The sequence below is a fragment of the Ensifer sp. NM-2 genome (genome assembly GCF_003024455.1).
Lineage (GTDB): Bacteria > Pseudomonadota > Alphaproteobacteria > Rhizobiales > Rhizobiaceae > Ensifer > Ensifer canadensis.
Genome location: NZ_PVZR01000010.1, coordinates 95,537 through 119,432, shown reverse-complemented (window position 1 = coordinate 119,432; position 23,896 = coordinate 95,537). Strand labels below are relative to the sequence as shown.

Sequence of the window (23,896 nt, the reverse complement as noted above, 5' to 3'; positions counted from 1 at the left end):
CCGGATGGACGAGATGACAATGAGCGGCGGCGTCACGCTTGCCGATCTAAGCCGACTGCTTCAAGGCTACATCAACGATGGTGCCGTCGGCGCCTCCCTGGCCTTTTCACAGGGCGATGGCGAGACCGTCACCTTGACCTCGGGACTTTCCGACCGGGCGCGGGGGATACCGGTTTCCCCAACGCAACTGTTCAAGATCGGCAGCTGCACCAAGACGTTTACCGTTGCCGCCCTGATGAAGCTGGCGGAAAGCGGTGTGGTGGAGCTTGGCGCGCCGATCTCGCACTGGTTCCCGGACCTTCCCGGTGCCGCTGCCATTTCGGTGCGCCAACTCGTCAACCATCGCGGCGGGTTGCCGGAATTCGAGTACGACATACCGATGACCCCGGACCGCATCTGGACGCCGGCCGAACTCGTCGATCTCGCGTTTCGGGTCGGCACTCAGTCGGCGCCCGGCGGTCCGGCCGTCTACAACAACACCGGCTATGTGCTTGCCGGCATGTTGATCGAAGAGGTCACCGGAAAGTCGCTCGGCGATTATGTCCGCCATCAGGTGCTCGAACCGCTCGGGCTCGAAAACACCTGGTCGCCTTCGACCGAGAGCTTCCCGGAAGAGCGCATGGTGCGCGGCTACTACCACCGACCGCCACCGGCTGCGGATGCAGGGGCGGGCATCGCTGCCGGAGCCGAGATGTGGCGCATGGACGGCGTCCTGCCCTATTCCGACGCGCTGCAGGATTCATCGGATTCGTTTCCGTTCACGGCGGCCTATGGCTGCGGCGACATGGTCTCGACGCCCGGCGACATGATCGCCTTCATTCGGGCGCTGTTTGGCGGCAAGTTGCTGGCGGACGGAATGTTCCGGGAGATGAGCGAAAGCCGTGTCGCCGTTAGCTTTCCCGGTACGCGGATGCGCGAGACCGGGGCGGGGCTGTTCCAGAGCAGCTACGCGGATCGGCTCGTCTATGGCCACCAGGGCAGCATCCCCGGCTATGTTACCGTGATGCAGCACGAGCCGAAATCGGGTCTGACAATCGCCATGACCAGCAATGTGGGCTCGGGCTACCGGATGTCCTTTTACGCCAGCGGTCTGCATCAAGTGCTCGATCAGGCAATCGGCATCATCATGGACAGCTAAGCCCGCTGGCGATCACGTCTCGAAATCAGCTCGACCGCCCGTTCGGGCGGTCGAGCGTTTTGACAGCATTGTTATGAAATGAGGACGTCGACCTTTTCGAAGGTCCGGACGTCGATCAGCCCCTTGTCGGAGATGCGCAGTTCGGGAATGACGACGAGCGCCAGCAGCGAATGCTGCATGTAGGCGTTGTTCAGCCGGCAGCCGCAGACGCGCATCGCTTCGACTAGTGCCGCGGCCTTGTCCGCCACGATCTCGGCACGCTGATCCGACATCAGCCCCGCGACCGGCAGTTCAACCAGTGCAAGCTCCTTGCCGTGCTTGATCACCACGATGCCGCCGCCGACCTCGTGCAGCCGGTTCGCGGCTTTCGCCATGTCGTCCTTGTTGGTGCCGACGACGATCATGTGGTGGCTGTCGTGGGCCACGGTGCTTGCAACCGCGCAATCGCTGTCATAGCCGAAGCCGGAGACGAAGGCATTGACGACGTCGCCGGTGCCGCGATGACGCTCCACCAGCGCGATCTGGCAGACGTCCTGGGCGCGATCCATCTCGATGATGCCGCCCGCCGCCGAAAGCTCGGCTTCAAGCGCACGCGTCGGCGCCTGGTTCTCGACGACGCCGATCACCCGGACCCGCGCGCGGGTCGCGGTGCTGTTAAGCCCGATGTCGAAATCTCCGGCCTTGAGCGTCTTGCCGAGGTGCACGGTGTTGCGGGCGCTTTCCGGATAAACGAAGGGCGGGATATCGCGCACCAAGGCGCCGGAATCTGCCAGCAGTTCGCCGCGGGCAAACACCATCTCGATCGGCAGGGCAGCAAGGTCCGACGTGATGATCAGGTCGGCCCGTCGTCCTGGTGCGATCGAGCCGAGTTCCCGCTCGACGCCGAAATGCTGGGCGGTGTTGAGCGTGGCCATCTGGATGGCGGTGATCGGCTTCAGCCCTTGGGCGATGGCGTGGCGAACCACCCGGTTCATGTGGCCGTCGTGGACCAGCGTGCCGGAGTGGCTGTCGTCGGTGCAGAGCAGGAAGTTGCGCGGATCGACGCCGGCTTCAGTGATCGCCTTGACCTGGGCGGCAACGTCGAACCAGGCTGAGCCGAGCCGCAACATCGCACGCATGCCCTGTCTGACGCGGGCAATCGCGTCCTCGACGGTCGTTCCTTCATGATCGTCGGCCGGGCCGCCAGCGGCGTAGGCGTGAAACTCCCGGCCGAGATGCGGCGAAGCATAGTGTCCGCCGACGGTCAGCCGCGCATCCTGGGTTGCCGCGATTTCTGCGACCATCTTGGGATCGTTAAAGGCGACACCAGGAAAGTTCATCATCTCGCCAAGCCCGATGATGTTCGGCCAGCTCAACGCTTCGGCCACGTCCGTGGCCGAGAGTTCAGCACCCGCCGTCTCGAGCCCGGGCGCGCTCGGCACGCAGCTCGGCACCTGCACGTAGACATTGATCGGCAGGCTTTGCGCCTCGTCGTTCATCAGCCGCACGCCGGCCAGGCCGAGCACGTTGGCGATCTCGTGCGGGTCGATGAACATCGTCGTCGTGCCGTGCGGGATGACGGCGCGCGCAAATTCGGTGACGGTGACGAGACCGCTTTCGACATGCATATGCGCGTCGCAGAGCCCCGGCACGAGATAACGCCCGGCAGCGTCGACGACCTTGGTGCCTTCACCGATCGTATGGCTGGCGTCGGCCCCGACATAGGCGAAGCGGCCGGCTTTGACCGCGATGTCGGTGTGCGGAATGATCTCGCCGGAATAGACGTTGACCCATTTGCCGTTGCGGATGACGAGGTCCGCCGGCGCACGGCCCATGGCGACGTCGACGAGCTCGGGTGCGGTCCTCGACCAGGATTGGAGCATGACAGTTTCCTTCAATGGAGACGATGTCGGCGCCCCCTTTGACGTCTGAGTAAAAAGGAGGCGCCGACAGGTTTACTGGGTCTGGGCGATGAGCGCTGCCGCCAAGAGGGCGACGAACCACATGACCGGTTTTACATCGCCCGCCCGCCCGCAGACCAGCTTGATCAGCACATAGGCAATGATTGCGAGCGACAGCCCGAGCGTGATCGAGAATGTCAGCGGGATCAGCACGATGGCAAGGAACGCCGGGATCGCTTCGTCGATGTCGGTCCAGCGGATCTTGCTCATCGGCTCGGACATGAAGAGGCCGGTGAGGATCAGAACGGGCGCGGTTGCCACGGCCGGAACGAGCGACAACAGCGGCGACAGGAACAGGAACGGCACGAACAGCAGGCCGGCGACAAGGGCGACAAGCCCGGTACGGCCGCCCTGCGCAATGCCAGCGCCCGATTCCAGATAGACGGTGGCGGGGCTGGTGCCGAGCGGTGCGGAGATCAGCGCAGCGACGGCGTCGACATGCATGGATTGCTTGATGTTGCGCGGCAATCCCTGCTCGTCCTTGAGGTCAGCCGCTTCGGCAAGGCCGAGGAAGGTCGAGAGTGCCTCGATGAAATTGGTGAACAGGAAGACGAAGATGAACGGCAGGTAGATCAGGCTCAAGGCGCCGACGAGGTCGATCTGGCCGATGAAGCTGAAATCCGGTGCCGCGGAAAAGCCGCTCCAATTGACCAGTGTATGCACATCAGGCGTATCCGGCGAAAACGCGCTGCCGTCGCCCCACCAGCGGCCGATCGGGATGGAGAGGATGGTGGTGAGGATCATGCCGGCCATCATCGCGCCGGGAACTTTGCGGACCACCAGCGCGACCGTCAGGATGAAGCCGGCAATGAAGGTGAGGGTTACGGGGTTGAACGTCGTCAGCCCGACGATCGTATCCGGATTGGCGATGATGAACTTGGCATTCTCGAAGCCGATCAGTGCGATGAACAGACCGATGCCGCAGGCGATGCCATAACGCAGGTCGACCGGGATCGCCTCGATGATCGTCTGGCGCAGGTTGAAGAAGGCCATGACGGTGAAGAGCACGCCGGCCCAGAAGACGCAGCCCAGCGCGATTTCCAGCGGTACCTTGGCGCCGACAACCATCGTATAGGCAAACAGCGCATTGATGCCCATGCCCGGCGCCACCAGGATCGGGCTTCGCGCATAGAGCCCCATGGCGCAGCTGCCGATGAAGCTGACGAGTACGGTCGCCGTTACGCCGGCCGAAAACGGAATGCCGGCGTGGGACAGGATCGAAGGGTTGACGACGATCACGTAGGAGGCGGCGAGAAAGGTGGTCAGCCCGGCGAGGATTTCGGTTCGAATGGTCGAGCCGAATTTGGAAATCTGGAAGTAGCGGTCAAGCAGGCTGGCGAGCCAGGAGGCTTGTGCCTGGCCTGACGCCGGCTCAACGCCCTTGGGTTGGTAGTTCATTTTGTTCCCCTTTTTTTGAAATGAGGAAGGGGCCGGCGATGCCGACCCCTTCCAAGGCTTTACTCTGCTGCTGCGGCGCGCGCTTCCTCGCCGCCGTTCCCGGCGAGCGGCGAGATCACCTTGAGCCGGACGCAATCGACGACCCCGAGATCGGTGATGGCATATTCCGGGATCGCGGTGATTTGAAGCACGAACATGTACATGAACGGCCATGGCAGGGTGCAGCCGAGCCCGCGCGCCGCATCGTCCAGTTCCTCCTCCAGCGCCGCCATTTCCGATGGTTCGATATCGGAGACGATGCCGCCGATCGGCAGATGCAGGAAGGAGACGACCTTGCCGTCCTTGACCACCACCTGGCCGCCATGGTTGGCGATCAGGTGGTTGATGGCGACCCGCATGTCTTCCGGGTCGGCGCCGATGCAGATGATGTTGTTGTCGTCGGGCGCGGTCGAACTGGCGATTGCGCCTTCGCGCAATCCGAAGCCGGAGGTGAAGGCGACGGGTCGGTTTTTCGTCTTGCCGTAGCGCTCGACCACGGTGACATATTGGATGTCCTTTGCCGGGTCGGCGAGCACGCATCCGTACTTGACTGGCAGGGTGACATCGCGGCGGGTGCGCACGAAGATCTTTTCCGGCGTGACGGCGATCGCCATGGCAGCGGCGCTGTCGCCGGGGCCGTCATAACGCAGCTTCAGATCGTCGAGTTCGAGCGGCGCGACCTTCATCGAAGTCAATAGCGCGGCGCTGCGCGGCGGCGGCACCAGTTCGATGGCCATGCGGCCGTCACGCGCGACTTCCTCACCCTTGGCGATGACGGCATCGATCCTGAACTCGCGCAGGTCGTTGACGAGCAGGATGTCGGCGGCGCGACCCGGCGAGATTGAGCCGACCTTGTCGTCGATGCGAAGGGCATCGGCGCCGTTGATCGTTGCCATCTGGATCGCCGCCATCGGCGAGATTCCCATGGCGATCGCCATGCGCACCATATTGTCGAGATGGCCGCGCTTGAGAATGTCGCTGGCAACGACGTCATCGGTGCAGAAGCTGATGCGGCGCAAGGCCTTGACGCCCATTTCGGTGACGATGCGCAGATTGTCGGAGAGGAAGTGGGAGATCGAGGATTCGCGCACGACGACATGCATGCCGGCCCTGAGCTTTTCGAGCATTTCCTCCGGCGAATAGCTTTCGTGGTCGGCGCGCACGCCGGACTGCTGGTAGCCGTTGAGGCGCGCTCCGCGCGTCATCGGGCAGCAGCCGAGCACCGGGAGCCGGCTCTTTTCGGCAAGCTCGAGCGCCGCCAGCACGTCGGGGTCTTCCTCCTGGATGAACTCGCGCACGGTTTCCCAAATGCCGACGCATTCCGGCCAGTGATGGGTGGCCTGGTGATCGGCAGGACTGAAATAGTGCCCGACGGTCGAACGCGGCATGGTGTACGGCGTCTTGCAGGGCGCGCCCCAGAAGACCTTGAGTGGTGTCTGCTTGGCCTCGTCGAGGAATTCACGCGCCGCCGCCGGCCCGCCGACGACGATGATCTGGTCAAGCCCGGTGACGATCGACGTGGTGCCGAGCGGGACGACCGCCTTGGCGAAGCTCGTTAGCGACATCTTCGAGCATTCGACATGCAGATGGCCGTCGATCATGCCGGGCGCCAGGTATTTGCCCGTGGCGTCGACGATCTTCGTTTCCGGCCCGACATAAACGGAGATGTCGCCGACGGCGATGATCCGCTCGCCGTAGATCGCGACATCGGCCTGGTAGATTTCTTCCGATACGACGTTGACGAGCCTGCCGCCGCGGATCGCCAAAGTGGCCTTGTTGCCGGTGCCCGAGGCTGCCCGGATGAATTCTCTGATATTGCTCACTGAAACCTCTCCCTTAGCGTCGCCGAATATTCCCAGTTTGGTTTCGTTTGTACAATGGGCCGAAATGGCGTATTTATCGGACATATCGTACAGGATTTTGGACGAAAAATGGATCTCTCGCTTCTCGACTGCTTCGTGAAAGTTGCCGATTCCCGTTCGATTTCAGCGGCTTCCCGCCTGCATCGGCTGCCGAAATCGACCCTCAGCCACAAGATCCGGCAGCTGGAGGACGAGTTCGGCATCGAACTCTTCGTGCGCGAGGGGCATCAGCTGCATGTGACCGACGCCGGAGCGGAGTTCCTGCGTTATGCCCGGCTCATCCAGTCGAATTGCGAGGATGCGGCAACGGCGATGGCCGAGATGCGGCAGGAGGTAGCGGGCACGCTGCGCGTCGGCTCGACCGGCGAATTCGGCACGACGATCACATCCGAACTGCTCTACGCATTTCGCCAGCAATATCCGCAGGTCAATCTCGACGTCGTTTTTCTGAGCTCGCGGCAACCGTTCTCCGAGGTCACCGAGCAGGCGCTCGACGGCATCTTTCACTGGGGCGAACCATCAGATGTCGACTACATCAGTCGCCGGCTCTCGGTCTCATCTTACGGTCTCGTTGCGAGCCCCGAATACATCGCCCGGCACGGCGCACCGCTTAAGCCCGACGACCTCGCCGGCCATCGCGGGCTCGTCTTTCGCCAGCAGACACGCCTGCAATCCTGGTATCTGACGCGCGACGGCGATGCCGAGATCGATCTGCTGCCGGCGGCAACCTGCACCACCAACGACTATTGGACGATCAAGTATTTCGCGGTTGCCGGCGAGGGCATCGCCTATCTGCCGGAATTCTTCGTGGAGACGGAGCGGCAAGCGGGATTGCTTCAGCCTGTTCTGGCCGAATGGAGTTCGCCGAAAACGGCGATCAACCTGATCTATTCGCGCCGGCGGCACGTGTCGAAGCGCTTCAGGGCCTTTGTCGAATTCTGCATCGACTTTTATCGCGACCGGGAGCGCACAGGCATTCCGCGCTACTACGTGGAGAAAGTCAGCATGCCGTCGAATCGTGCGATCCGCTGACGCGGCGTCCGCAATCGATCAGCCGGCGGCTCTCAAAGCCAAGTCAACATAGGCGGCCACATGCTTTGCCGCGATATCGGACACGCAATGCATCTTGATGTGGCGGCGCGCCTTGCCTTGACCCATCAGCACGCCATGCGCGTCCGGTAGCGCGGCGCCCTCGCTGAATTCCAGGGTGACATGGGCCGAATACGGAAATATGCCGCAGAACGGTCGCGCGGCGGAAAACAGCAGGCCGCCATATTTGATCTCTTCCGAAATGCCCGCCCCGGACGCCAATGCGATCTCGCGCAGCCGCGAAACAATCGCGAACTGTGTGTCGCCGCGGTCGCGAATATCGGCGAGGAAGGCTTCAATGCGCTTGTCCATAATGGCTCGCTTACGACTCGTTGCAGAATTCTGAACGCACCAATATCACGCGACGTGCGCCGACTATGCTCACGCGATGAGGTGTTTGGGCAGGACGATCCTGGCGGACAATCCACCCCCGACCTTGTTTCGCAAAACCAACGCGGCGCCCGCGTGATCGAGCGCGAGTTCGGCGATGCTCAGGCCGAGGCCGCTGCCGATCGCGGCCTTGAAGCGTCCGCGGAAGAAACGCTCGGTGACGTGGGGCATCTCCTCCGGCGGAATGCCCGGGCCATCGTCATCGATCGCAATCGTGGTCGTTCCGTCGTCGCTTTCAAGCCAGCAGAGGATCGTTCCGCCGGCCGGCGAGTGATGGAGCGCATTTTCCATCAGATTGCGGGCGGCAAGTCGCAGCAGATCCGAATTGGTCCTGACCTGCAGCTTGCAAAGACTGGGGTCGACGACAACCGTCGCGGCACTGCCGGCATGGCCAAGCAGTTCGCTCCTGAGCGAAACCAGCATCTCGCCGGGATTGACCTCGGCCACAGTGCGCGCCGTTTCCGACGCTTCGACCGACGCGATGTCGAGCAACTGCCGGACGAGCCGTCCGGTGCGGTCAACACCAGCAACAATCTGGCCGAGAGCCTTTTCGCGGATTTCGGCATCGTTGCTCGCCAGCGCCACCTGGGCCTGGGTTTTCAGCCCGGCAAGCGGCGTTCTAAGTTCATGGGCGGCAAAGGCGATAAAATTCTGCTCGCGCTGACGTGCGCCGGCGACGCGGCCGAAGAGACCGTTCAATGCGCGAAGCACGGGACTGATCTCGCTCGGTGTTGCGGTCTCCTTGATCGGGTGCAGGTCCGAGGCGTCGCGGGCGGCAAGATCGCCCGCCAGTTTTCTGAGCGGTGCCAGACCACGCCCGACGCTCAGCCAGATCAGGGTCGCCAGCAGCGGTATGATCAGGAGGGCCGGAAAGAGCAGGCCTTTGACGACGTCGTTGACCAGCCTGTCGCGGATGCGCAGGTTGTCGCCGACGAGCACGCGCACGCCAAGCTCGGCATTCTCGACCGCGTAGACCCGCCAGGTTTCGCCATTGATCACCGTCTCGGAAAGGCCGGTCGCATGCGCCGACAGCGTCGTCTCCGGCGCGCTTTCCGACTTGCCGATCAGGGTGCCGTCCAGCGACCAGATCTGGCAAGAAAGCTGCCGGTCGTAATGCGGGTGCTCGAGCACCGGGATCTTTGCCTTCGTCTGCGCCGGCTTATCCGGGTCGATCTCCTGGTTGACCACAAGCGAGCTGACCATCTTCGCCGCCTCCATCAGTCGGGCGTCGAGCACCTGCTCGACCTCGGCGCGGGTGCTGAAGAAGATCCACAGGGTGGCCGAAAGCCACATGAGCCCGGTGGTGACGAGCAATATGAAGAAGAGGCGTGCGCGGATCGATCGCATCAGATGTTGCTGCCGAGCCGGTAGCCGATGCCCCTGACGGTTTCGATCAGGCCAGGGCCGAGCTTGTTGCGCAGGTGATGGATATGCACCTCGACCGCGTTGCTTTCGACCTCTTCCTGCCAGCCGTAAAGCTTGTCCTCCAGCGTCGCCTTCGAAAAGATCGCGCCCGGCTGCGACATCAGCGCATGCAGGATGGAATATTCCCGACGCGAGAGCCGGACCGGCGCGCCTGCCTTTTCCACCGATTGCCGGGCTGGATCGAGCCGGATCGTCGACCATTCGATGAAGGCGCTCGATCGACCGGCGGATCGGCGCGCGAGCGCGCGCAACCGTGCTGCCACCTCATCGAGGTCAAAGGGTTTACCGAGATAGTCGTCGGCGCCCATGTCCAGCCCGCTGACGCGATCGGCGACCGTGTCGCGGGCGGTCAAGAGCAGGACCGGCGTGTCGTTGCGTGCGTCGCGCAGTTTTTTCAGCACGTCCGCACCGGAGCCGTCCGGCAGCATTAGATCGAGGACGACGGCGTCGAACTTGCCTGCGGCCAGCGCCGCGTCGGCGCTCTCCCGGGTGGCGACGGCATCGGTGGTAAAACCGGCGAGCGCCAAGCCGACCTTCAGCCCGTCGCGCAAAATGTCATCGTCTTCGACAATCAGTACCCGCACTTAGGTCTCCACGAATTAACCGACGGCGGTTGTTTAGCACCTCCCTTAAGGCAGCCTTAAGGTAGCGCATTCCTTTGGGCGTCATCGTAACAAGCCCCGAGTCGATGAATGTCCGATATAGATGAACTGAACCCGTTACCATCAGCCAGAACCTATTTGCGATCCGGCGGCTCGCTGACGCGCCGCAGCCTTTTCGTTGGCGCGACGGCCATCCTGCTTTCAGGTTGTGCAGCAACCGCGCGCCCGACACCGAAGCCGACGGTGGTCGAGATGACGCCGCCGCCCAAGGGCACCGTTCCGCCGATGTACTACGCGATGCCGGATGAGCAATTTCCCATTCCCGCGGTCGATGTCTCCCAGGTCGATCCGAAGTTCTGGCGCCAGGAAGTCGACTATCCGACACAGGAGCGGCCGGGCACGATCATCGTCGATACGCCGGCGAAACACCTCTACCACGTGTTGCCCGGCCAGCGCGCCATGCGCTATGGCATCGGTGTCGGCCGCGAGGGTTTTGCCTGGTCCGGGCGGGCGGTGGTCGCCTATAAACGGAAATGGCCGCGCTGGACGCCGCCCGACGAAATGGTGGCGCGGCAGCCGAGGCTCGAGCCCTACAGCATCAAGAACGGCGGCATGGGGCCGGGCCTGAAGAACCCTTTGGGCGCGCGGGCGCTCTATATCCATAAGGACGGCAAGGACACGCTCTACCGCATCCATGGCAGTCCCGAGGCACGGTCGATCGGCAAGGCCGTCTCGTCCGGGTGCATCCGCATGCTCAACCAGGATGTGGTCTATCTGCACGCTCAGGTCCGAGACGGTAGCCCGATCGTCGTCATTCCCGATCCGTCGAAGGCGCATCTCGCCACGAGCTGATCGCGGCTTGTCCGGTCGGTCAATATCGACCGATTAGGGAACATGCATGTCTCTGGCCCGGGCAGGGCCAGAGCGTGGCGGCGCCAATGATGCGAGGTCAGTGGCTCGCAGGTCTCAGTCGTCCCCAGATCGGCGCGACGATATTGCCCATGACGGCGATGGTTGCAGCGCCGACGACGATCGCCAGCAGGGCCTGCTGCGCCGACGTGGCAATCCAGCCGATCAGACCCGGGGCAACTGGGAGCGCGTGGACCACGGCTTCGGAGATGTCGTGGATGATGTGTTCCGGGCCGGCATATCCCATCTGGGCAAGGCCGTGGACGAGAATGCTGCCGCCGACCCAGAGCATCGCCGCAGTGCCGATGGCGGCGAGAACCTTCAGAAAGATCGGCATGCCGACGACCAGGCCGCGGCCGATGGCGCGTAGCGCCGATACGGAGGTCTTGGCCAGCGCGACGCCCGCATCGTCGGCTTTGACGATCAGGCCGACGACGCCATAGACGGCAAGCGTAATGGCGATGCCGACCGCGGCAAGCACCACGCCCTGCATATAGATGCTGGCATCGGCGACGGTTGAGAGCGTGAGCGCCATGATCTCGGCCGACAGGATGAAATCGGTGCGCACGGCGCCGGCGACCTTCTCGTTTTCAAGCGCGACGGGATCGGTCTTTTCTCCGAGCACGGCGGTTTCGTGCTCATGGGCCGCGTGCGGAAAGAAGACGCCATAAAGTTTCTCGGCGCCCTCGTAGCAGAGGTAGATGCCGCCCAGCATCAACAGCGGGGTGATCGCCCAGGGGGCGAAGTAGCCGAGCAGCAGTGCACCGGGCAACAGGAACAGGATCTTGTTCTTGAGCGAGCCGAGCGCAATGCGGCCGATGATCGGCAGTTCGCGTTCCGGTGTCAGCCCGACGACGTAGCGCGGCGTCACGGCTGCGTCGTCGATGACCACGCCTGCTGCTTTTGCGCCGGCCTTTGCGGTCTGTGCGGCGACGTCGTCAAGCGAGGCGGCCGCCATTTTGGCGATGGCGGCAACGTCGTCGAGCAGGGCGATGAGACCAGTAGCCATTGAACGCGAACCCTTTGCGCTGATGCTCCAGGATTCGGCAGTAACCACCGCCGCGTGCCGAGTCAACGACATGCAAATTCTCTGGCGAGCGGACACCATAACGTGAGGCGAAAAGTGGCTCGTTTCGGTTGACGTAAGTCCGCTTTCGATTTACGACTGACGAAATATGAAAATCGTCAGTCGTAAATCGAAAGCGGACTTACATGGATGACAGCATCGACAGCCAGCTGGACGCGACGCGTCAGGAAAACGTCTCGCGGATCCTGGATGCGGCCGAGCGGCTGTTTCGGCATTTCGGCTATTCGAAGACCAATGTGGCCGACATCGCCCGCGATCTCGGCATGTCGCCCGCCAATATCTACCGTTTCTTCGCTTCGAAGGCGGAGATCCATCAGGCGATCTGCGGCCGCATGCTGGCTGCCAGCTATCAGCAGGCTCTGGACATCTGCCGGCAGCCGCTGAGCGCGACCGAGCGCTTGCGGCAATATATCCGCGCACAGCATCAAATGACGGTGGAGGTCATGCTCGACGACCAGAAGGTGCATGAGATGGTCGTCATCGCGATGGAACGCGACTGGCACGTGATCGACAAGCACATCGATCGTCTGCATGCCCTTGTCGCCGATGTGATCCGCGAAGGTATTCTTGCGGGCGAATTCCCCGAGCAGGACGCCGACGCGGCCTCCAGATGTTTCGGCGCCGCGACCGTGATCCTCTGCCACCCGCAGATGGTGGCTCAATGTCTCTCGAAGGAAAATCGGGCGACGCCGGATGAACTGATCGAATTTGCGATCAAGGCACTGAAAAACTGACCAGGCCGGGTAGCGGCCCCCGATGTGTACCGTGTGGCTGATGCCGCCGAGGAGTGCGGAAATGTCTATGCCCGTTCAAACCCGTAGCCGTTTCGCGTTGAGCGCAAGGATGGCTCTTCTTGCCGCGATGTCCCTGGTGCTGGCAGCCTGCTCGCAGGAGCAGGAGGAAGCCAAGCCGGTCGTGCGGCCGGTCAAGGTGGTCGAGATCAGCGATGCCGGACAAGCGCGGCAGATGAACTATTCCGGTGTCGTGCGTGCCCGAACGGAAATGAACCTCGGCTTTCGCGTCAACGGCAAGATCACCGAGCGCCTGGTGAATGTCGGCGACCGGGTGAAGTCCGGCGATCCGCTCGCCCGCATCGATGCGACGGACTATGATCTTTCAGTCAAGAGTGCGGCCGCGAACCTTGAGGCCGCCGAGCGCCAGGTCGAGACGACCGCATTGGTTCGCGCACGCGCCGAACAACTCTTTGCCCGGAAAGTCGCCTCCCAGGCGCAGCTCGACCAGGCAACACTCAGCCATAACCAGGCCGTGGCAACGCGCGATGCCGCAAGCTCGGCGCTGTCCCAGGCGAAGAACCAGGTGACCTATACCGAACTGGTCGCTGACCGTAGCGGCATCGTCGCGGCAATTGCTGCCGATGTCGGGCAGGTGGTCGGCTCCGGCACGCCTGTCGCCACCGTCGCCGTCGACGGCGAGAAGGAAGTGCTCATCGCCGTCCCGGAAGTCGATGTCGCCAATTTCAAACCGGGCATGGCGGTAAAGGCCGGCTTCTGGTCCGATCAGGGCCTGATCCTCGACGGCAAGGTGCGCGAGGTCGCGGGCAGTGCCGAACAGCCGTCGCGAACTTTTGCCGTGCGCGTCAGTCTGCCCAACGATCCGCGCATTCTGCTCGGCATGACCGCAACCATCCTGGCTTCGGCTGATGACGCCGAGCGCCACATGTCCGTGCCCTTGAGCGCTTTGGCTCAGAAGGACGGTGAAACAACGGTGTGGGTCGTCGACCGTGACAGCGAGATCGTGAAGAGCAGGACGATCACCGTTGCCGACTTTACCGGCGAGGGCGTGCGCGTGGTCGACGGGCTGAAGCGCGGCGATCTGATCGTTGCCGCCGGCACGCAGTTCATGACCGAAGACCTGAAGGTTGCGATATCGGGCGATATCGCCCGCCAGTCCGCCGCGACCGACAAGACCGCAGCCGCCGAAATCGTGCGCTGAACCAACCCAACCGCGGAATGATGCCGATGTCCCTACCGTCAGAAGAAAAACGGCCTTTCAATCTTTCGCGCTGGGCGATCGCCCATCCCAGTATCGCGCGGTTCCTGTTCGGCCTGATCATCATCACCGGCGCGCTCGGTTTGATGCGGATGGGGCAGAAGGAAGATCCGGACTTCACCTTCCGCGTCATGGTCGTGCAGGCTTTCTGGCCGGGCGCCTCGATTCAGGAGATGGAGGATCAGGTCGTCAACAAGATCGAGCGCAAGCTGCAGGAAACCCCGCATCTCGATTTCGTGCGCTCCTATACCCGCGCCGGAAGCGCGATCATCACCCTGCAGGTCGAGGGTGACACGAATGCCCAGCAGGTGGCCGACGCGTTCTATCAGGTCCGCAAGAAAGTCGGTGATATCGCCAGTGAGCTGCCGGAAGGGCTGCACGGGCCTTATTTCAACGACGAGTTCGGCGACACCTTTATCACGCTGCATTCATTGAGCGGCGACGGTTACAGCTATCCCGAACTGAAGAAGTTCGCGATCCAGGCGCGCGACATGCTGCTGACGACACCCGGCGTCGAGAAGGCGGTGATCCTCGGCGATCAACCCGAAAAGATCTATATCGACGTTTCTTCCAAGGTGTTGGCTGCGCGCGGGCTGACGCTCAACGACCTCAGGAACACCATCGCCGGTCAGAACAATGTCGATCCCGCAGGTTCGGTCGATACCGGTTCGCGCTCCGTGCGCATTTCCGTCGAGGGCGGCCTCGACAAGGTCGAGGATCTGCGCAACCTCAGCCTGACGGCCGGTGGGCAGGTCACCCGCCTCGGCGATATCGCCACCGTCTCCTCGGGGCTGGAGGATCCCTATTCTCGCAAGTTCCGCTTCAACGGTCAGGACAGCGTGCAGATCGGCGTGGTGATGGCCAAGGGCTTCAAGGTGACCGATGTCGGTACGGCCGTCGAAGAGACCTATCAGCGTTTCGAGGCGGCATTGCCCTATGGCATGGTGGTCGATCAGATCTCCAACCAGCCGGAAGTGGTCACGGAAGCCGTCGGCGAATTCATGAAGGCGCTCGGCGAGGCGCTGGTGATTGTGCTTGTTGTCTCGTTCCTGTCGATCGGCTGGCGCTCCGGCCTGGTGATCGCCATCACCATTCCGCTGGTGCTGGCGGCGACCTTTGCCATCATGTACGAGCTTGGCATTGACCTGCAGCGCATCTCGCTCGGGGCGCTGATCATCGCTCTCGGGCTCCTGGTCGATGACGCGATGATTGTTGTCGAGATGATGGAGCGCAAGCTGGAGGAGGGGCTGGTCAAGGTCGAGGCAGCAAGCTTCGCCTATTCTTCGACGGCCTTCCCGATGCTAACGGGCACGCTGATTACCACCGCCGGCTTCATCCCGGTCGGTTTTGCCGCCTCGACGGCGGGCGAATATGTCCGCTCGCTGTTCTACGTCGTCGGCATCGCGCTGGTGGTCTCGTGGTTCGTCGCGGTCTACTTCACGCCCTGGCTCGGCAACATGATCCTGAAGCAGCGCCCCCATGCCGGCGGCCACCACGATGTCTTCGACACTCGTTTTTATCGGCGCCTGCGCTCGACGGTCTCCTGGGCGGTTCACCATCGCATCATCGTGCTGTCGATGACGCTTGTCGCCTTCTTCGTCAGCCTGTGGGCGTTCCAGTTCATTCCCAAGAACTTCTTCCCGCAATCCTCACGTCCGGAGATCCTCGTCGATCTCTGGCTGCCGGAAGGCACCAGCATCAAGGAAGTCGAGACCCAGGCGAAGGCGCTCGAAGCGCGGATGATCGACGATGCGGACAAACGCTTCATCGCGACCTATATCGGCGAGGGCGCGCCGCGCTTCTTCCTGCCGCTTGACCAGCAATTGCGGAATCCGAATTTCGCCCAGCTCCTCGTCATGGCCAATGACGAGCCGGCACGCGAACGGCTGATCGTCAAGCTGCGCAAGATCCTTGCCGAGGATTTCCCGTCGATCCGCTCCAAGGTCGATCGCCTCTTCCTCGGCCCGCCGACCGGCTGGCCGGTGCAGATGCGCGTCATGGGGCCGGACCGCCAGGAGGTGCGCCGCATCGCCGACCAGGTGAAGGCGAAGTTTGCCGAAAACCCGCAGCTCGGTGCCGTGCACGACGATTGGCTGGAGCCGGTGACGGCAATGAAGCTGGTCATCGACCAGGATCGCGCCCGTGCGCTCGGCGTCACCTCGCAGCGCGTCCGGCAGATGCTGCAGGCCACCATGTCCGGCGTGCCGCTCGACAACTTCCGTGATGGCGAGGAGACGGTCTCGATCGTCGCCCGTGAGCCGGATGCGACCCGTGCGCTGCTCTCGTCGGTGGAATCCGTCTACATCCCGACCGATTTCGGCAGCTTCGTTCCGTTGTCTCAGGTGGCCAAGGTCGTGCCCGTGCTCGAGCAAGGCATCGAATGGCGCAGGGACCGGCTGCCGACGATTACCGTTCGCGGCACCTTGCCCGACGGCGTGCAGCCGAACGATGTGGCGTTGAAGATGTATGGCGACATGCAGACGCTGCGCGATGGTCTTTCGCCCGGATACAGCATCAGCATCCAGGGCGGCGCCGAAGACGCGGCCGAAAGCCAGGGTTCGATCGCCGCCAAGGCGCCGATCATGCTGGCGGTCATCGTCGTGCTCTTGATGGTCCAGCTGCAGCATTTCGGCAAGGCGATGCTGGTTCTGGCAACCGGTCCGCTCGGCATAATCGGGGCGGCGGCGGCGCTGCTGATCAGCGGCGCCCCCTTCGGCTTCGTCGCCATCCTCGGGGTTATCGCGTTGCTCGGCATCATCATGCGCAACTCGATCATCCTGGTGGACCAGATCGATCAGGACATTGCCGCGGGCATGGATCGCTCCGAAGCTATCATCGGCTCGGCCGTGCGCAGGTTCCGTCCGATCACGCTGACGGCACTGACCGCGGTTCTGGCGCTGATCCCGATCTCGCGCGGCGTCTTCTGGGGGCCCTTGGCCTATGCGATGATGGGCGGCATCCTTGTCGCCACCGTTCTGACAATTCTGGTGCTGCCGGCCGGTTACGCGCTCTTCTTCGGCCGGGAGCCGAAGAAGCAGACATCAGAACCGGAATCCGTTGAAGCGGGCAAGGCCGAGCCTGCGGCGCCGATGATCTATCCGCCTGCGGTTGCTGCCGAGTAGCGCTGACGGCGCCGCCATAGCAGCTACCAGCTCGGCGCCCCCGGAGCGCTCTATCGATTGAAGGCGGTCGCGCGATTGTGCGGCCGCCTTTCTCGATAAATCGATGCCGATCAAGAAATTATGCAGTAGGGTCGCCCGCGTTCAGGTGCCTTCCAGGGGATTCGGGTGAAGCGAAGCGTTTTCTTCTGCAGTACGATGGTTTGCGCATTTTCGTTGCCGTGCATGGCGCATGCGGAATGGCAGGCGGTGGAAAAGGTCCGCACCTATGCGATCTCGGGGCAGACCGGCGCCGAGCTTTATGCGTCGATCGGCGAGCGGGGGCCAAAGGTCGGCGGGCTGGTTCGGGCCATCGCTCACACGGACTTCAAGCTGACCTGGACCCGGAAATACGAGCCGCAAGGCAACGCCTGCACGCTCGTTTCGGCCAAGCCGAAGCTCATCATCACCTATACGCTGCCGAAGCCGTCGAAGCCGCTGCAGGGGGCCATGGTAGAGAACTGGGAAACCTTTTTCGCAGGCGTTCGCAAGCACGAGCTTGTTCACGGTGACTACATCAAGGATCTGGTGAAGGCGATCGAGACCACATCAGTCGGGCTCTCGGTAGACGCAGACCCCAACTGCCGCAAGATCAGGACTGAGCTGACGAGGCGGCTCGGCGAGCTGTCTGTTGCTCAACGCCAGAGAAGCCGGGACTTCGACCGCGTCGAACTCAGTGATGGCGGCAATATCCACCAACTCATTCTCAATCTCGTCAATGGTGCCGGAAGCCGTTGACCGAGGCTCACGGGCATGCGCCATTTCGTGCGCCGCAACGGCATCCCCGACAATCTCTTGCCGGGGCGCATCTCGAAACTACACATGCCGGCCCATATCGGCCAGATGCCGGATATAGGAGACGAGTCAGCCGATCGCGAACCACGGTCAGCAGGCCGTGATCAAAAACACGCCTGCCGGAGCCTTCGTTATTCGCAACGTCTGCCGGTTCGTTTGCTATCGGCGGCTTACTTCATGAATTCTCTGATCTTGTAGGCGACCTCGGTGCGGTTGGTCGCGTTCAGCTTTTTCATGATGTTTCTGATGTGAACCTTCACGGTGCTTTCACACAGATCCATCTCATAGGCGATGATCTTGTTTGCCTTTCCACGGCGCAAGGCTTCGGCGACTTCGATTTCCCGAGGCGTGAACAGGCTGTCGGAGCAACGGGCGCCATTCACGACCGAATTTATTGCCTCTCTCATCGTCAGGATGCTGCTTGCCGGAACGAAGACGCCACCGGCGCGCGCCAGCGCAATCGCTTCGGCGGCGACATTGATGCCGACATTGCTTGGAATGTAGCCACGGGCACCGCATTCCAATGCCTTGAGAATTTGGCCGAGTTCATCCGTTTCGGCAACCACGATCACTGGGCTATATTTGAACTTCTCAACCAGAGTTTCGATCTTTTCGCAGACGGCAAGGTCACCCACTTTGCCGCCGCCGACGATGAGAAGAACGGCGGAAGGGTCTGTCTGCAATTTGCGGCCGCGCCACTCGTCAAAGGATCCGACTGTGACGATCGTCAGCCCGGGGTCATAGCCCGTCAGGCTTTTCGACAGGCACTCCCGGTCGAGAGCACGAGGGTCGATGAGCAGGATGTAGTCGAGATCTTCCTCCTGATCGGTCATATCCGAACCCGCCAGACTTTGGGGAAGACGCTGTTCCAGTACGCTTGGGAGGGATGTCGGTCGCGTCGTGGAGGTTCTTGCAATTGTTGCTGTACGAATATCCATTGAATTTTCTCCTTTTTATTCTTATTTTGTTAGGTGTAAATATTCTAGATACAAGTATTGGTGTTGATATTCCCTCAGGGTCCTCTCGTATTTTCTTCTTATATTTTGGTAATCAGATCACATATATTGTCGGTGCGCATTAACACAGGTTAAAGCCCTCGCAATGAATCAACCGGAATTCGTGCTGAGATAGCCCGGATCGAAGTCCACCAATTCGGCCAGGCGTCTGCGATCGAGAAATTCGACGATGCCATTCCTGAACGACAACAATCCCTTCAACCTCATCTCCTTCAGAACGCGATTGATGTGCACGGTCGACAGGCCGACGGCGTCGCCGATGTCGGACTGCGTCAGCGGGCAATCGAAACCGTCAAATCCCAGCCTGTCGGGTCTACCTGCGCGGACTGCGAGCTCGAGCAAGAGATGCCCGGTACGCTCCAGTGCGTCGCGGCGTGCAATGTTTGCCAGCCGCTCGGTCATCCTGACCTGGCGCTTGAGCATCTCGTGCACGAAGTTCTGCTGGATTCTCTGCGACAGATTGGGGCCGCCGGTGCCGGGAGGCACCGCGAACTCGTAGACGGCAACGTCGGACAGCGCCTGGATTGTCTCCTGCGTCATTTCCGACGACAGGGTCCAGAGCATATCTCCGCGCAGCATGAAATCGATGACGATGCGGGTGCCATTTGCCAGAATCTTCCGGCTGACGCACCAGCCGGAGATGAAGAACAGGACGCACGATCGACCTTCGGGCTCGAACAGTATCGAGCCCGCCGGGAATACCCGTTTTCGCGCCACGGAGAGTTCGGACCTCTGCTGATCCGTGTCGAAACTCGACAATTCTCTAAACCGTGACGATCCTATAAATGCCCCAAGTTGCCCCACCATAAAGGCGCACTCTCTCTTCGGTCCATTCGATTGTACTTAAGTATATAGCAAACAACCGGTGGTTAGGAATATTACCCAAGAGGATTAGTAATGGCGGGAAATCACATCGATATGAGCTTAATCCGGCCGGGTGGGTACCGGTCCTAATTAGCTGAAGCATTTGGGTTTTGGACCACTAAGGTGCCGATAACCGCGCGATCAACACTGTGTGACCCGTTACGGTTAGAGACCGTGCGACAACGCATAGCCGGATAAAGCTCTGCCACTTGGCACAACCACCGGCTGGATCGTCGGGCTTGCGCTGCGGTTTTGGTGCGCCTCCAGGCACTCTCGCAGCTGCGAGATGCCGTTGCGGGCTTGATTGAGTATCGAGGCATGGGCCGCGGGATCGATGCCCTTGCGGGCTGCCTCTTCAAGCAAGGAGGCCACATCGCGAGCGGAGATGTCGGGTCCGTTGGCAAAATACTCCGGTCGGCCAACGAACTGGAAGAAGCCTTCGACTTTCGCATCCCAGCCGAGACCGACCTGCGGCACGCCGAGGGAATAGGCGGCGATGCAGGCGTGAAGGCGATGCGCCAGTATCACCTGCGTCGATGCGATGATGTGGATCAGTTCCTCGGGCGTTTTGGGACGAGGGGCGAGGTAGAGATCACCGCTGTCGATGTGGTCGGCGAGACCGTCACCGCCGAGAATGCGCCGCGCAAAGGCCTGGTCTTCCTGGGCTCCATTGGTGAAGAGGCAGATCCGATATCCGGCATCGAGCATCAGGCTTAGTAGTTGGTGATAGTCGTCGGCATGCCGAAAAGGAGTTCCAGCCGAGCCATGGCTGGAATGTCGGCGCAGAATGAGCGGGTCAGTGACGCAGATGCCGATTGCTCGGTCATCTGCCTTCAGTGGCGCAAGCGCGTGGCACGCGACGATTTCCCGGACGAGCAGCCCGGGATCGGGCAGTATCCGGGCGTGCGGGCCGGCTGGAAAGTGGCCGAGCCAGTTGCGGCCGGCGATCGTGTCACGAACCGAAACGTGGACGACCTGGCTCTCATCGATCATGCCGAAAAGCTGCCTTGCCTGCGACGACCAGTCCCGGCTGGTGCCGACGGCATAGACCGCCAGCGGCTTGCCGCTGCGGTTGATACAATCGAGTGCTGCGCCGACTTTCAGCGGGAAGTTCAGGTCGTCGTCCTGAAACAGGTTTCCCCCGCCGATGACGACCGCATCCGCGGCGTCAATCTCCTTTTGCCATTCGACCTGCAATCGACGGAGTGTCGGGCCAAGCGCCTGTCTTACGACCAGCCGACGCGCGAATGACGGCAGCGCTTGCAGTACCTTCAGCAACAGTCGGCGGCGCCCGCCACCGCCGGTGCCGAATGCCGTCCTGCCGGCGAGATCGATCGTCTTGACCTCCAGCCCCTTGGCCCCGCGCGCCAGCGCAATCTCCAGGCACTGCGCCAGAATGCCGTCACCAAGGTTTTCGCTGTATTTGACGTTAAAGATGACGATTTTCATCGGGAGCCTCCCATACGGCGCGGGCTTGTCGCACCAACCAGTCGCGGTCGTGGCGCTTCTGCCTCGGCGATTTGCCGGCATGTCAGCGCCGACGCGCTGCCGGCGAGAATGTAGAACATCAGGCCCAGATCATAGACGGTGCCCGATACGAGAGCGGTGCTCAGGGCCGCGATAAAGCCGGCCTTTGCCGCCCGAAGCGCGGCAAGGCTTTCCGCCCGCCGCCCGGCGTCTGGTGCCGCGCGAGCGCACAGAATGGCCGCGACGAAGACCCAGAAGATGGCGAGCCCAAGGACCCCGACATTCGAGAGCAGAACCAGTAGATAGCTGGAGGCGCGGGCGCTCCCCAGGCCGGCCCCCATGCCGGAGGTGTTGACGAACGCCTCATAGGCGGCGGCGTTCCACATCGCGCGCTCGCGGCCGGACTGGCTGTCGGCCTTTGACAGCAGCATCTCATCGAGAAAATCGTAAACAGTCGACACCACCTCCGGGAACAAGTTGACGACCGTGAGGATGACGAGCGGTACGACCAGGAAGAGGGCGGCGAGAAACACCGGACGTCCGGGCTTTCTCCGTTCGAAGACCGTCACAATCGAACGTATCCAGAGAAACGGGAAGACCACGGCCAACCCGAGCAGTGCTGTGGCAGAAGTCGAAAACACCAGGCCGGCAAGCGAGGCGATCGCCAGGAGGGCTGTCGCCCGTGAGCGCACCCGGTCGAGCCAGAGGCTCGCGGTCGCGGCAAACAGGATCAAGGTGTAGTCGGCAAAGGCCGACGCCTCGGGGAACGATCCGGAAATCCGTTTCAACCCACCTTTTTCCGCGGCGGTCAGGAGGGCGTAGTTGGCCGTCCGTACCACGCTCAGCAGATACTCGGTGCCGGAGAAATAAGTGAGGATGTCGGCCGCGGCGAAGGCGAGGTTGACGGTGGCGGCAATGAGGATGGCGTGGACGAGGTGCGACGGCGCGGCCGTCCGGCGCAGATAGGCATGGCAGAATCCGAAGCAGGCAAGTCCGCCGAGTGCATAGACGGCCTGCGTTATGTTGTTGGACGAAAACCGCAGCGGTGACAGCGATATGAAGCTTCTCGCACCAACAGATCGCTCGACCGTCATCACGTCGACGGCGCCCTGGAACAGGCGAGGCGACAGGATCGCCGTCAGCACGCCGAAAAGGGTGAGCACCATCAGCCAGAAGCCGGCACCGGCAGGCACGAAGGCCGCCAGCACCGGACCTTCGCCATAGGCCATCAGGACCCTGAGGCCGAAGAACAGCAGGAAAACATTTGGAACGAGGATGGATGCGCCGCCAAGTGCCGGAAGGCCGATGGCAGCGGCAGAGCCGAGAGCGGTTGAGACGACCATGAACGTCAACGCCCAGTGGATGGGCGCCATCAGCACGCCCAACCCCACAAGCACGGTAACGAAGCCGATCAGTTCAAAGCTCATGCCACCAGTTCCAGTTGCTGAAACGATCCTATCAAAGGGGGCATGTTGCGTATTTACGCCTCCGGCTAAGCCTTTCGCATAAAGCCGCGGCCTGAATCGGTAATGGACCCGCGGTAGCGCCCCGCGTTAGTTTGCACCATGACCCCATCTGTTCGCGAAGTTCGCCCGTATTGGGCACGCCGCCTGCCAGTTCGGCTTTTCGTCCGGCCTGTCGTCGGCTGCCTGTGGCTGATGATGCTTGTGTCGGCGACCCATGCCGATGGGTACACGGCCGGCGACACGGGCGACGAGCTTCCTGTCGACGACATGCCGCTGACCTTTGACGAGACCTTCGATGATCTGAGCGTGTCCGCCTGGGGGCCCGGCACCCGCTGGATCGCGCATACGCCGTGGTCGGGGGATTTTGGTGGCGCCCGCTTTGCCAACCCCGGTGAGCGCTCGCCGTTTAAGACTGAAAACGGCATTCTGAGGATCGAGGCCAAGCGCGACCCGGAAGGTGACTGGCAGTCAGGCCTGCTCGCCTCGGTGGACGCCAAGGGCAATGGCTTTGCCCAGCAATACGGCTATTTCGAAATGCGTGCGCGTTTGCCGGTCGGTCCGGGCGTATGGCCCGCATTCTGGCTGATCGGCAAGGACCGCTCGAAGTCGACGGCCGAGATAGACGTGATGGAATTCTACGGTGACAAGCCGGAAGGATACTCCTCTGTCATCCATGTCTGGCATCGCGATGACAAGGACGATTCCCAATTCAGTCGGATCGAGGTATTTCGCGACGCCGACCCCCAGGATTTTCATACCTATGGGGTGAAGATCGATTCCGAATTCATCCGGATGTACTTTGACCGGAAACTCGTGTGGAAGGCCGAAACGCGGCCTGAGCACCGGCAGCCGATGTACGTGCTGCTCAACCTCGCGCTCGTCGAAAAAACCGCCGATCAGGCGCCGGATCCATCCCACATGTTCATCGATTATGTCAGGGCATACGACCTTCAATAGGCGCCCCTCGCCAGGTCGTTTTCACCGCGTTTGATCCGCCAGGGTCGGCGCGGCAGGCGACCTCGAAAAATCCTGCGAAAACAAAAAGATGGAACACGATTCCGGCCGCCTATCGGGCGCCTCGTCCGTGCATAGCCGTGGCTTCCATCCCCTTAAGGACTAAGCGGGCCTAACCCTTTTGATGGCGATGCGTCGGTGCGGCTATCCCAATGATCAGCTGTTCATTTTTCGCCACCATGGAATTCTGGCTGACGACGGCATTGCAGCAAAATTCGCGAGCTGCC

The 23,896-nt window shown here is 62.0% G+C and carries 19 protein-coding genes; 8 read left to right on the top strand and 11 right to left on the bottom strand.

The window, feature by feature from the left end; all coding sequences use genetic code 11:
• Positions 1 to 4: 4 nt before the first annotated feature.
• Entirely contained in the window at positions 5 to 1,138 is a 1,134-nt protein-coding gene (locus C6558_RS20350) for a serine hydrolase (RefSeq protein WP_225906401.1), read from the top strand.
• A gap of 71 nt (positions 1,139 to 1,209) precedes the next feature.
• Here the strand turns inward: C6558_RS20350 and ade are convergent, their stop codons facing one another.
• The 3 genes from ade to C6558_RS20335 all read right to left on the bottom strand — a co-directional run bounded on the left by ade (position 1,210) and on the right by C6558_RS20335 (position 6,338).
• Positions 1,210 to 3,000 (bottom strand): adenine deaminase, encoded by a 1,791-nt coding sequence (ade, locus tag C6558_RS20345; RefSeq protein WP_057207528.1) that lies wholly within the window; start codon positions 2,998 to 3,000, stop codon positions 1,210 to 1,212.
• 72 nt (positions 3,001 to 3,072) lie between these two features.
• A complete protein-coding gene (locus tag C6558_RS20340; RefSeq protein WP_082523592.1) occupies positions 3,073 to 4,476 on the bottom strand; it encodes an NCS2 family permease in 1,404 nt (467 codons plus the stop codon).
• A gap of 59 nt (positions 4,477 to 4,535) precedes the next feature.
• On the bottom strand, positions 4,536 to 6,338 hold the full coding sequence (locus C6558_RS20335; protein ID WP_057207529.1) for an adenine deaminase: 1,803 nt from the start codon (positions 6,336 to 6,338) through the stop codon (positions 4,536 to 4,538).
• Positions 6,339 to 6,446: 108 nt separating this feature from the next.
• Here C6558_RS20335 and C6558_RS20330 point away from each other — a divergent pair, with 108 nt between their 5' ends.
• Positions 6,447 to 7,409, top strand: coding sequence for a LysR family transcriptional regulator (locus C6558_RS20330; protein WP_025428330.1), 963 nt, complete (start codon positions 6,447 to 6,449; stop codon positions 7,407 to 7,409).
• 18 nt (positions 7,410 to 7,427) lie between these two features.
• Here C6558_RS20330 and C6558_RS20325 read toward each other — a convergent pair whose 3' ends face one another.
• From C6558_RS20325 to C6558_RS20315, 3 genes are all read right to left on the bottom strand, one after another.
• Entirely contained in the window at positions 7,428 to 7,778 is a 351-nt protein-coding gene (locus C6558_RS20325; RefSeq protein ID WP_025428331.1) for a DUF1801 domain-containing protein, read from the bottom strand.
• A gap of 69 nt (positions 7,779 to 7,847) precedes the next feature.
• Positions 7,848 to 9,203 carry an ATP-binding protein gene (locus tag C6558_RS20320; RefSeq protein WP_057207530.1) on the bottom strand — a complete coding sequence of 452 codons (1,356 nt, stop codon included), beginning with the start codon at positions 9,201 to 9,203 and terminating at the stop codon, positions 7,848 to 7,850.
• Positions 9,203 to 9,865 carry a response regulator transcription factor gene (locus tag C6558_RS20315; RefSeq protein ID WP_025428333.1) on the bottom strand — a complete coding sequence of 221 codons (663 nt, stop codon included), beginning with the start codon at positions 9,863 to 9,865 and terminating at the stop codon, positions 9,203 to 9,205. Before C6558_RS20315 ends, C6558_RS20320 begins: the two co-directional genes overlap by 1 nt.
• A 108-nt stretch (positions 9,866 to 9,973) precedes the next feature.
• On the opposite strand from C6558_RS20315, the gene C6558_RS20310 reads away from it, so the two are divergent.
• Positions 9,974 to 10,735: a L,D-transpeptidase gene (locus C6558_RS20310; protein WP_038577748.1), complete on the top strand. Its 762-nt coding sequence runs from the start codon at positions 9,974 to 9,976 to the stop codon at positions 10,733 to 10,735.
• Between the two features lie 97 nt (positions 10,736 to 10,832).
• Here the strand turns inward: C6558_RS20310 and C6558_RS20305 are convergent, their stop codons facing one another.
• Positions 10,833 to 11,801 (bottom strand): DUF808 domain-containing protein, encoded by a 969-nt coding sequence (locus tag C6558_RS20305; RefSeq protein WP_025428335.1) that lies wholly within the window; start codon positions 11,799 to 11,801, stop codon positions 10,833 to 10,835.
• A gap of 203 nt (positions 11,802 to 12,004) precedes the next feature.
• On the opposite strand from C6558_RS20305, the gene C6558_RS20300 reads away from it, so the two are divergent.
• The 4 genes from C6558_RS20300 to C6558_RS20285 all read left to right on the top strand — a co-directional run bounded on the left by C6558_RS20300 (position 12,005) and on the right by C6558_RS20285 (position 17,785).
• Positions 12,005 to 12,613: a TetR family transcriptional regulator gene (locus tag C6558_RS20300; RefSeq protein ID WP_025428336.1), complete on the top strand. Its 609-nt coding sequence runs from the start codon at positions 12,005 to 12,007 to the stop codon at positions 12,611 to 12,613.
• Positions 12,614 to 12,680: 67 nt separating this feature from the next.
• Positions 12,681 to 13,832, top strand: coding sequence for an efflux RND transporter periplasmic adaptor subunit (locus C6558_RS20295; protein ID WP_107027643.1), 1,152 nt, complete (start codon positions 12,681 to 12,683; stop codon positions 13,830 to 13,832).
• A 26-nt stretch (positions 13,833 to 13,858) separates the two neighbouring features.
• Positions 13,859 to 17,011 (top strand): efflux RND transporter permease subunit, encoded by a 3,153-nt coding sequence (locus C6558_RS20290; RefSeq protein WP_107027654.1) that lies wholly within the window; start codon positions 13,859 to 13,861, stop codon positions 17,009 to 17,011.
• A gap of 222 nt (positions 17,012 to 17,233) precedes the next feature.
• Complete coding sequence (locus C6558_RS20285; RefSeq protein WP_234908000.1) at positions 17,234 to 17,785, top strand: DUF922 domain-containing Zn-dependent protease; 552 nt, start codon at positions 17,234 to 17,236, stop codon at positions 17,783 to 17,785.
• 227 nt (positions 17,786 to 18,012) lie between these two features.
• Here C6558_RS20285 and C6558_RS20280 read toward each other — a convergent pair whose 3' ends face one another.
• From C6558_RS20280 to C6558_RS20265, 4 genes are all read right to left on the bottom strand, one after another.
• A complete protein-coding gene (locus C6558_RS20280; RefSeq protein WP_025428340.1) occupies positions 18,013 to 18,675 on the bottom strand; it encodes a response regulator transcription factor in 663 nt (220 codons plus the stop codon).
• 273 nt (positions 18,676 to 18,948) lie between these two features.
• Positions 18,949 to 19,617 carry a Crp/Fnr family transcriptional regulator gene (locus tag C6558_RS20275; RefSeq protein ID WP_025428341.1) on the bottom strand — a complete coding sequence of 223 codons (669 nt, stop codon included), beginning with the start codon at positions 19,615 to 19,617 and terminating at the stop codon, positions 18,949 to 18,951.
• Between the two features lie 270 nt (positions 19,618 to 19,887).
• Positions 19,888 to 21,171, bottom strand: a complete 1,284-nt coding sequence (locus tag C6558_RS20270) for a polysaccharide pyruvyl transferase family protein (RefSeq protein WP_025428342.1) — start codon at positions 21,169 to 21,171, stop codon at positions 19,888 to 19,890.
• The gene (locus C6558_RS20265; RefSeq protein ID WP_025428343.1) at positions 21,168 to 22,616 is read right to left on the bottom strand and encodes a hypothetical protein; all 1,449 of its coding nucleotides are present in this window, start codon (positions 22,614 to 22,616) and stop codon (positions 21,168 to 21,170) included. The genes C6558_RS20270 and C6558_RS20265 overlap by 4 nt, the downstream gene beginning before the upstream one ends.
• Positions 22,617 to 22,754: 138 nt before the next feature.
• On the opposite strand from C6558_RS20265, the gene C6558_RS20260 reads away from it, so the two are divergent.
• Positions 22,755 to 23,612 carry a glycoside hydrolase family 16 protein gene (locus C6558_RS20260; RefSeq protein WP_234907998.1) on the top strand — a complete coding sequence of 286 codons (858 nt, stop codon included), beginning with the start codon at positions 22,755 to 22,757 and terminating at the stop codon, positions 23,610 to 23,612.
• The last annotated feature ends 284 nt before the right edge of the window (positions 23,613 to 23,896 follow it).

Excerpts from the sequence above, each read along its gene's own strand:
- C6558_RS20260 (WP_234907998.1), top strand. The coding sequence starts at position 22,755 with ATGACCCCATCTGTTCGCGAAGTTCGCCCGTATTGGGCACGCCGCCTG.
- C6558_RS20305 (WP_025428335.1), bottom strand. The coding sequence starts at position 11,801 with ATGGCTACTGGTCTCATCGCCCTGCTCGACGACGTTGCCGCCATCGCC.
- C6558_RS20290 (WP_107027654.1), top strand. The coding sequence starts at position 13,859 with ATGTCCCTACCGTCAGAAGAAAAACGGCCTTTCAATCTTTCGCGCTGG.
- C6558_RS20295 (WP_107027643.1), top strand. The coding sequence starts at position 12,681 with ATGCCCGTTCAAACCCGTAGCCGTTTCGCGTTGAGCGCAAGGATGGCT.
- C6558_RS20350 (WP_225906401.1), top strand. The coding sequence starts at position 5 with ATGGACGAGATGACAATGAGCGGCGGCGTCACGCTTGCCGATCTAAGC.
- C6558_RS20280 (WP_025428340.1), bottom strand. The coding sequence starts at position 18,675 with ATGACCGATCAGGAGGAAGATCTCGACTACATCCTGCTCATCGACCCT.
- C6558_RS20270 (WP_025428342.1), bottom strand. The coding sequence starts at position 21,171 with ATGAAAATCGTCATCTTTAACGTCAAATACAGCGAAAACCTTGGTGAC.
- ade (WP_057207528.1), bottom strand. The coding sequence starts at position 3,000 with ATGCTCCAATCCTGGTCGAGGACCGCACCCGAGCTCGTCGACGTCGCC.
- C6558_RS20300 (WP_025428336.1), top strand. The coding sequence starts at position 12,005 with ATGGATGACAGCATCGACAGCCAGCTGGACGCGACGCGTCAGGAAAAC.
- C6558_RS20285 (WP_234908000.1), top strand. The coding sequence starts at position 17,234 with ATGGCGCATGCGGAATGGCAGGCGGTGGAAAAGGTCCGCACCTATGCG.
- C6558_RS20340 (WP_082523592.1), bottom strand. The coding sequence starts at position 4,476 with ATGAACTACCAACCCAAGGGCGTTGAGCCGGCGTCAGGCCAGGCACAA.
- C6558_RS20265 (WP_025428343.1), bottom strand. The coding sequence starts at position 22,616 with ATGAGCTTTGAACTGATCGGCTTCGTTACCGTGCTTGTGGGGTTGGGC.
- C6558_RS20325 (WP_025428331.1), bottom strand. The coding sequence starts at position 7,778 with ATGGACAAGCGCATTGAAGCCTTCCTCGCCGATATTCGCGACCGCGGC.
- C6558_RS20310 (WP_038577748.1), top strand. The coding sequence starts at position 9,974 with ATGTCCGATATAGATGAACTGAACCCGTTACCATCAGCCAGAACCTAT.
- C6558_RS20320 (WP_057207530.1), bottom strand. The coding sequence starts at position 9,203 with ATGCGATCGATCCGCGCACGCCTCTTCTTCATATTGCTCGTCACCACC.
- C6558_RS20330 (WP_025428330.1), top strand. The coding sequence starts at position 6,447 with ATGGATCTCTCGCTTCTCGACTGCTTCGTGAAAGTTGCCGATTCCCGT.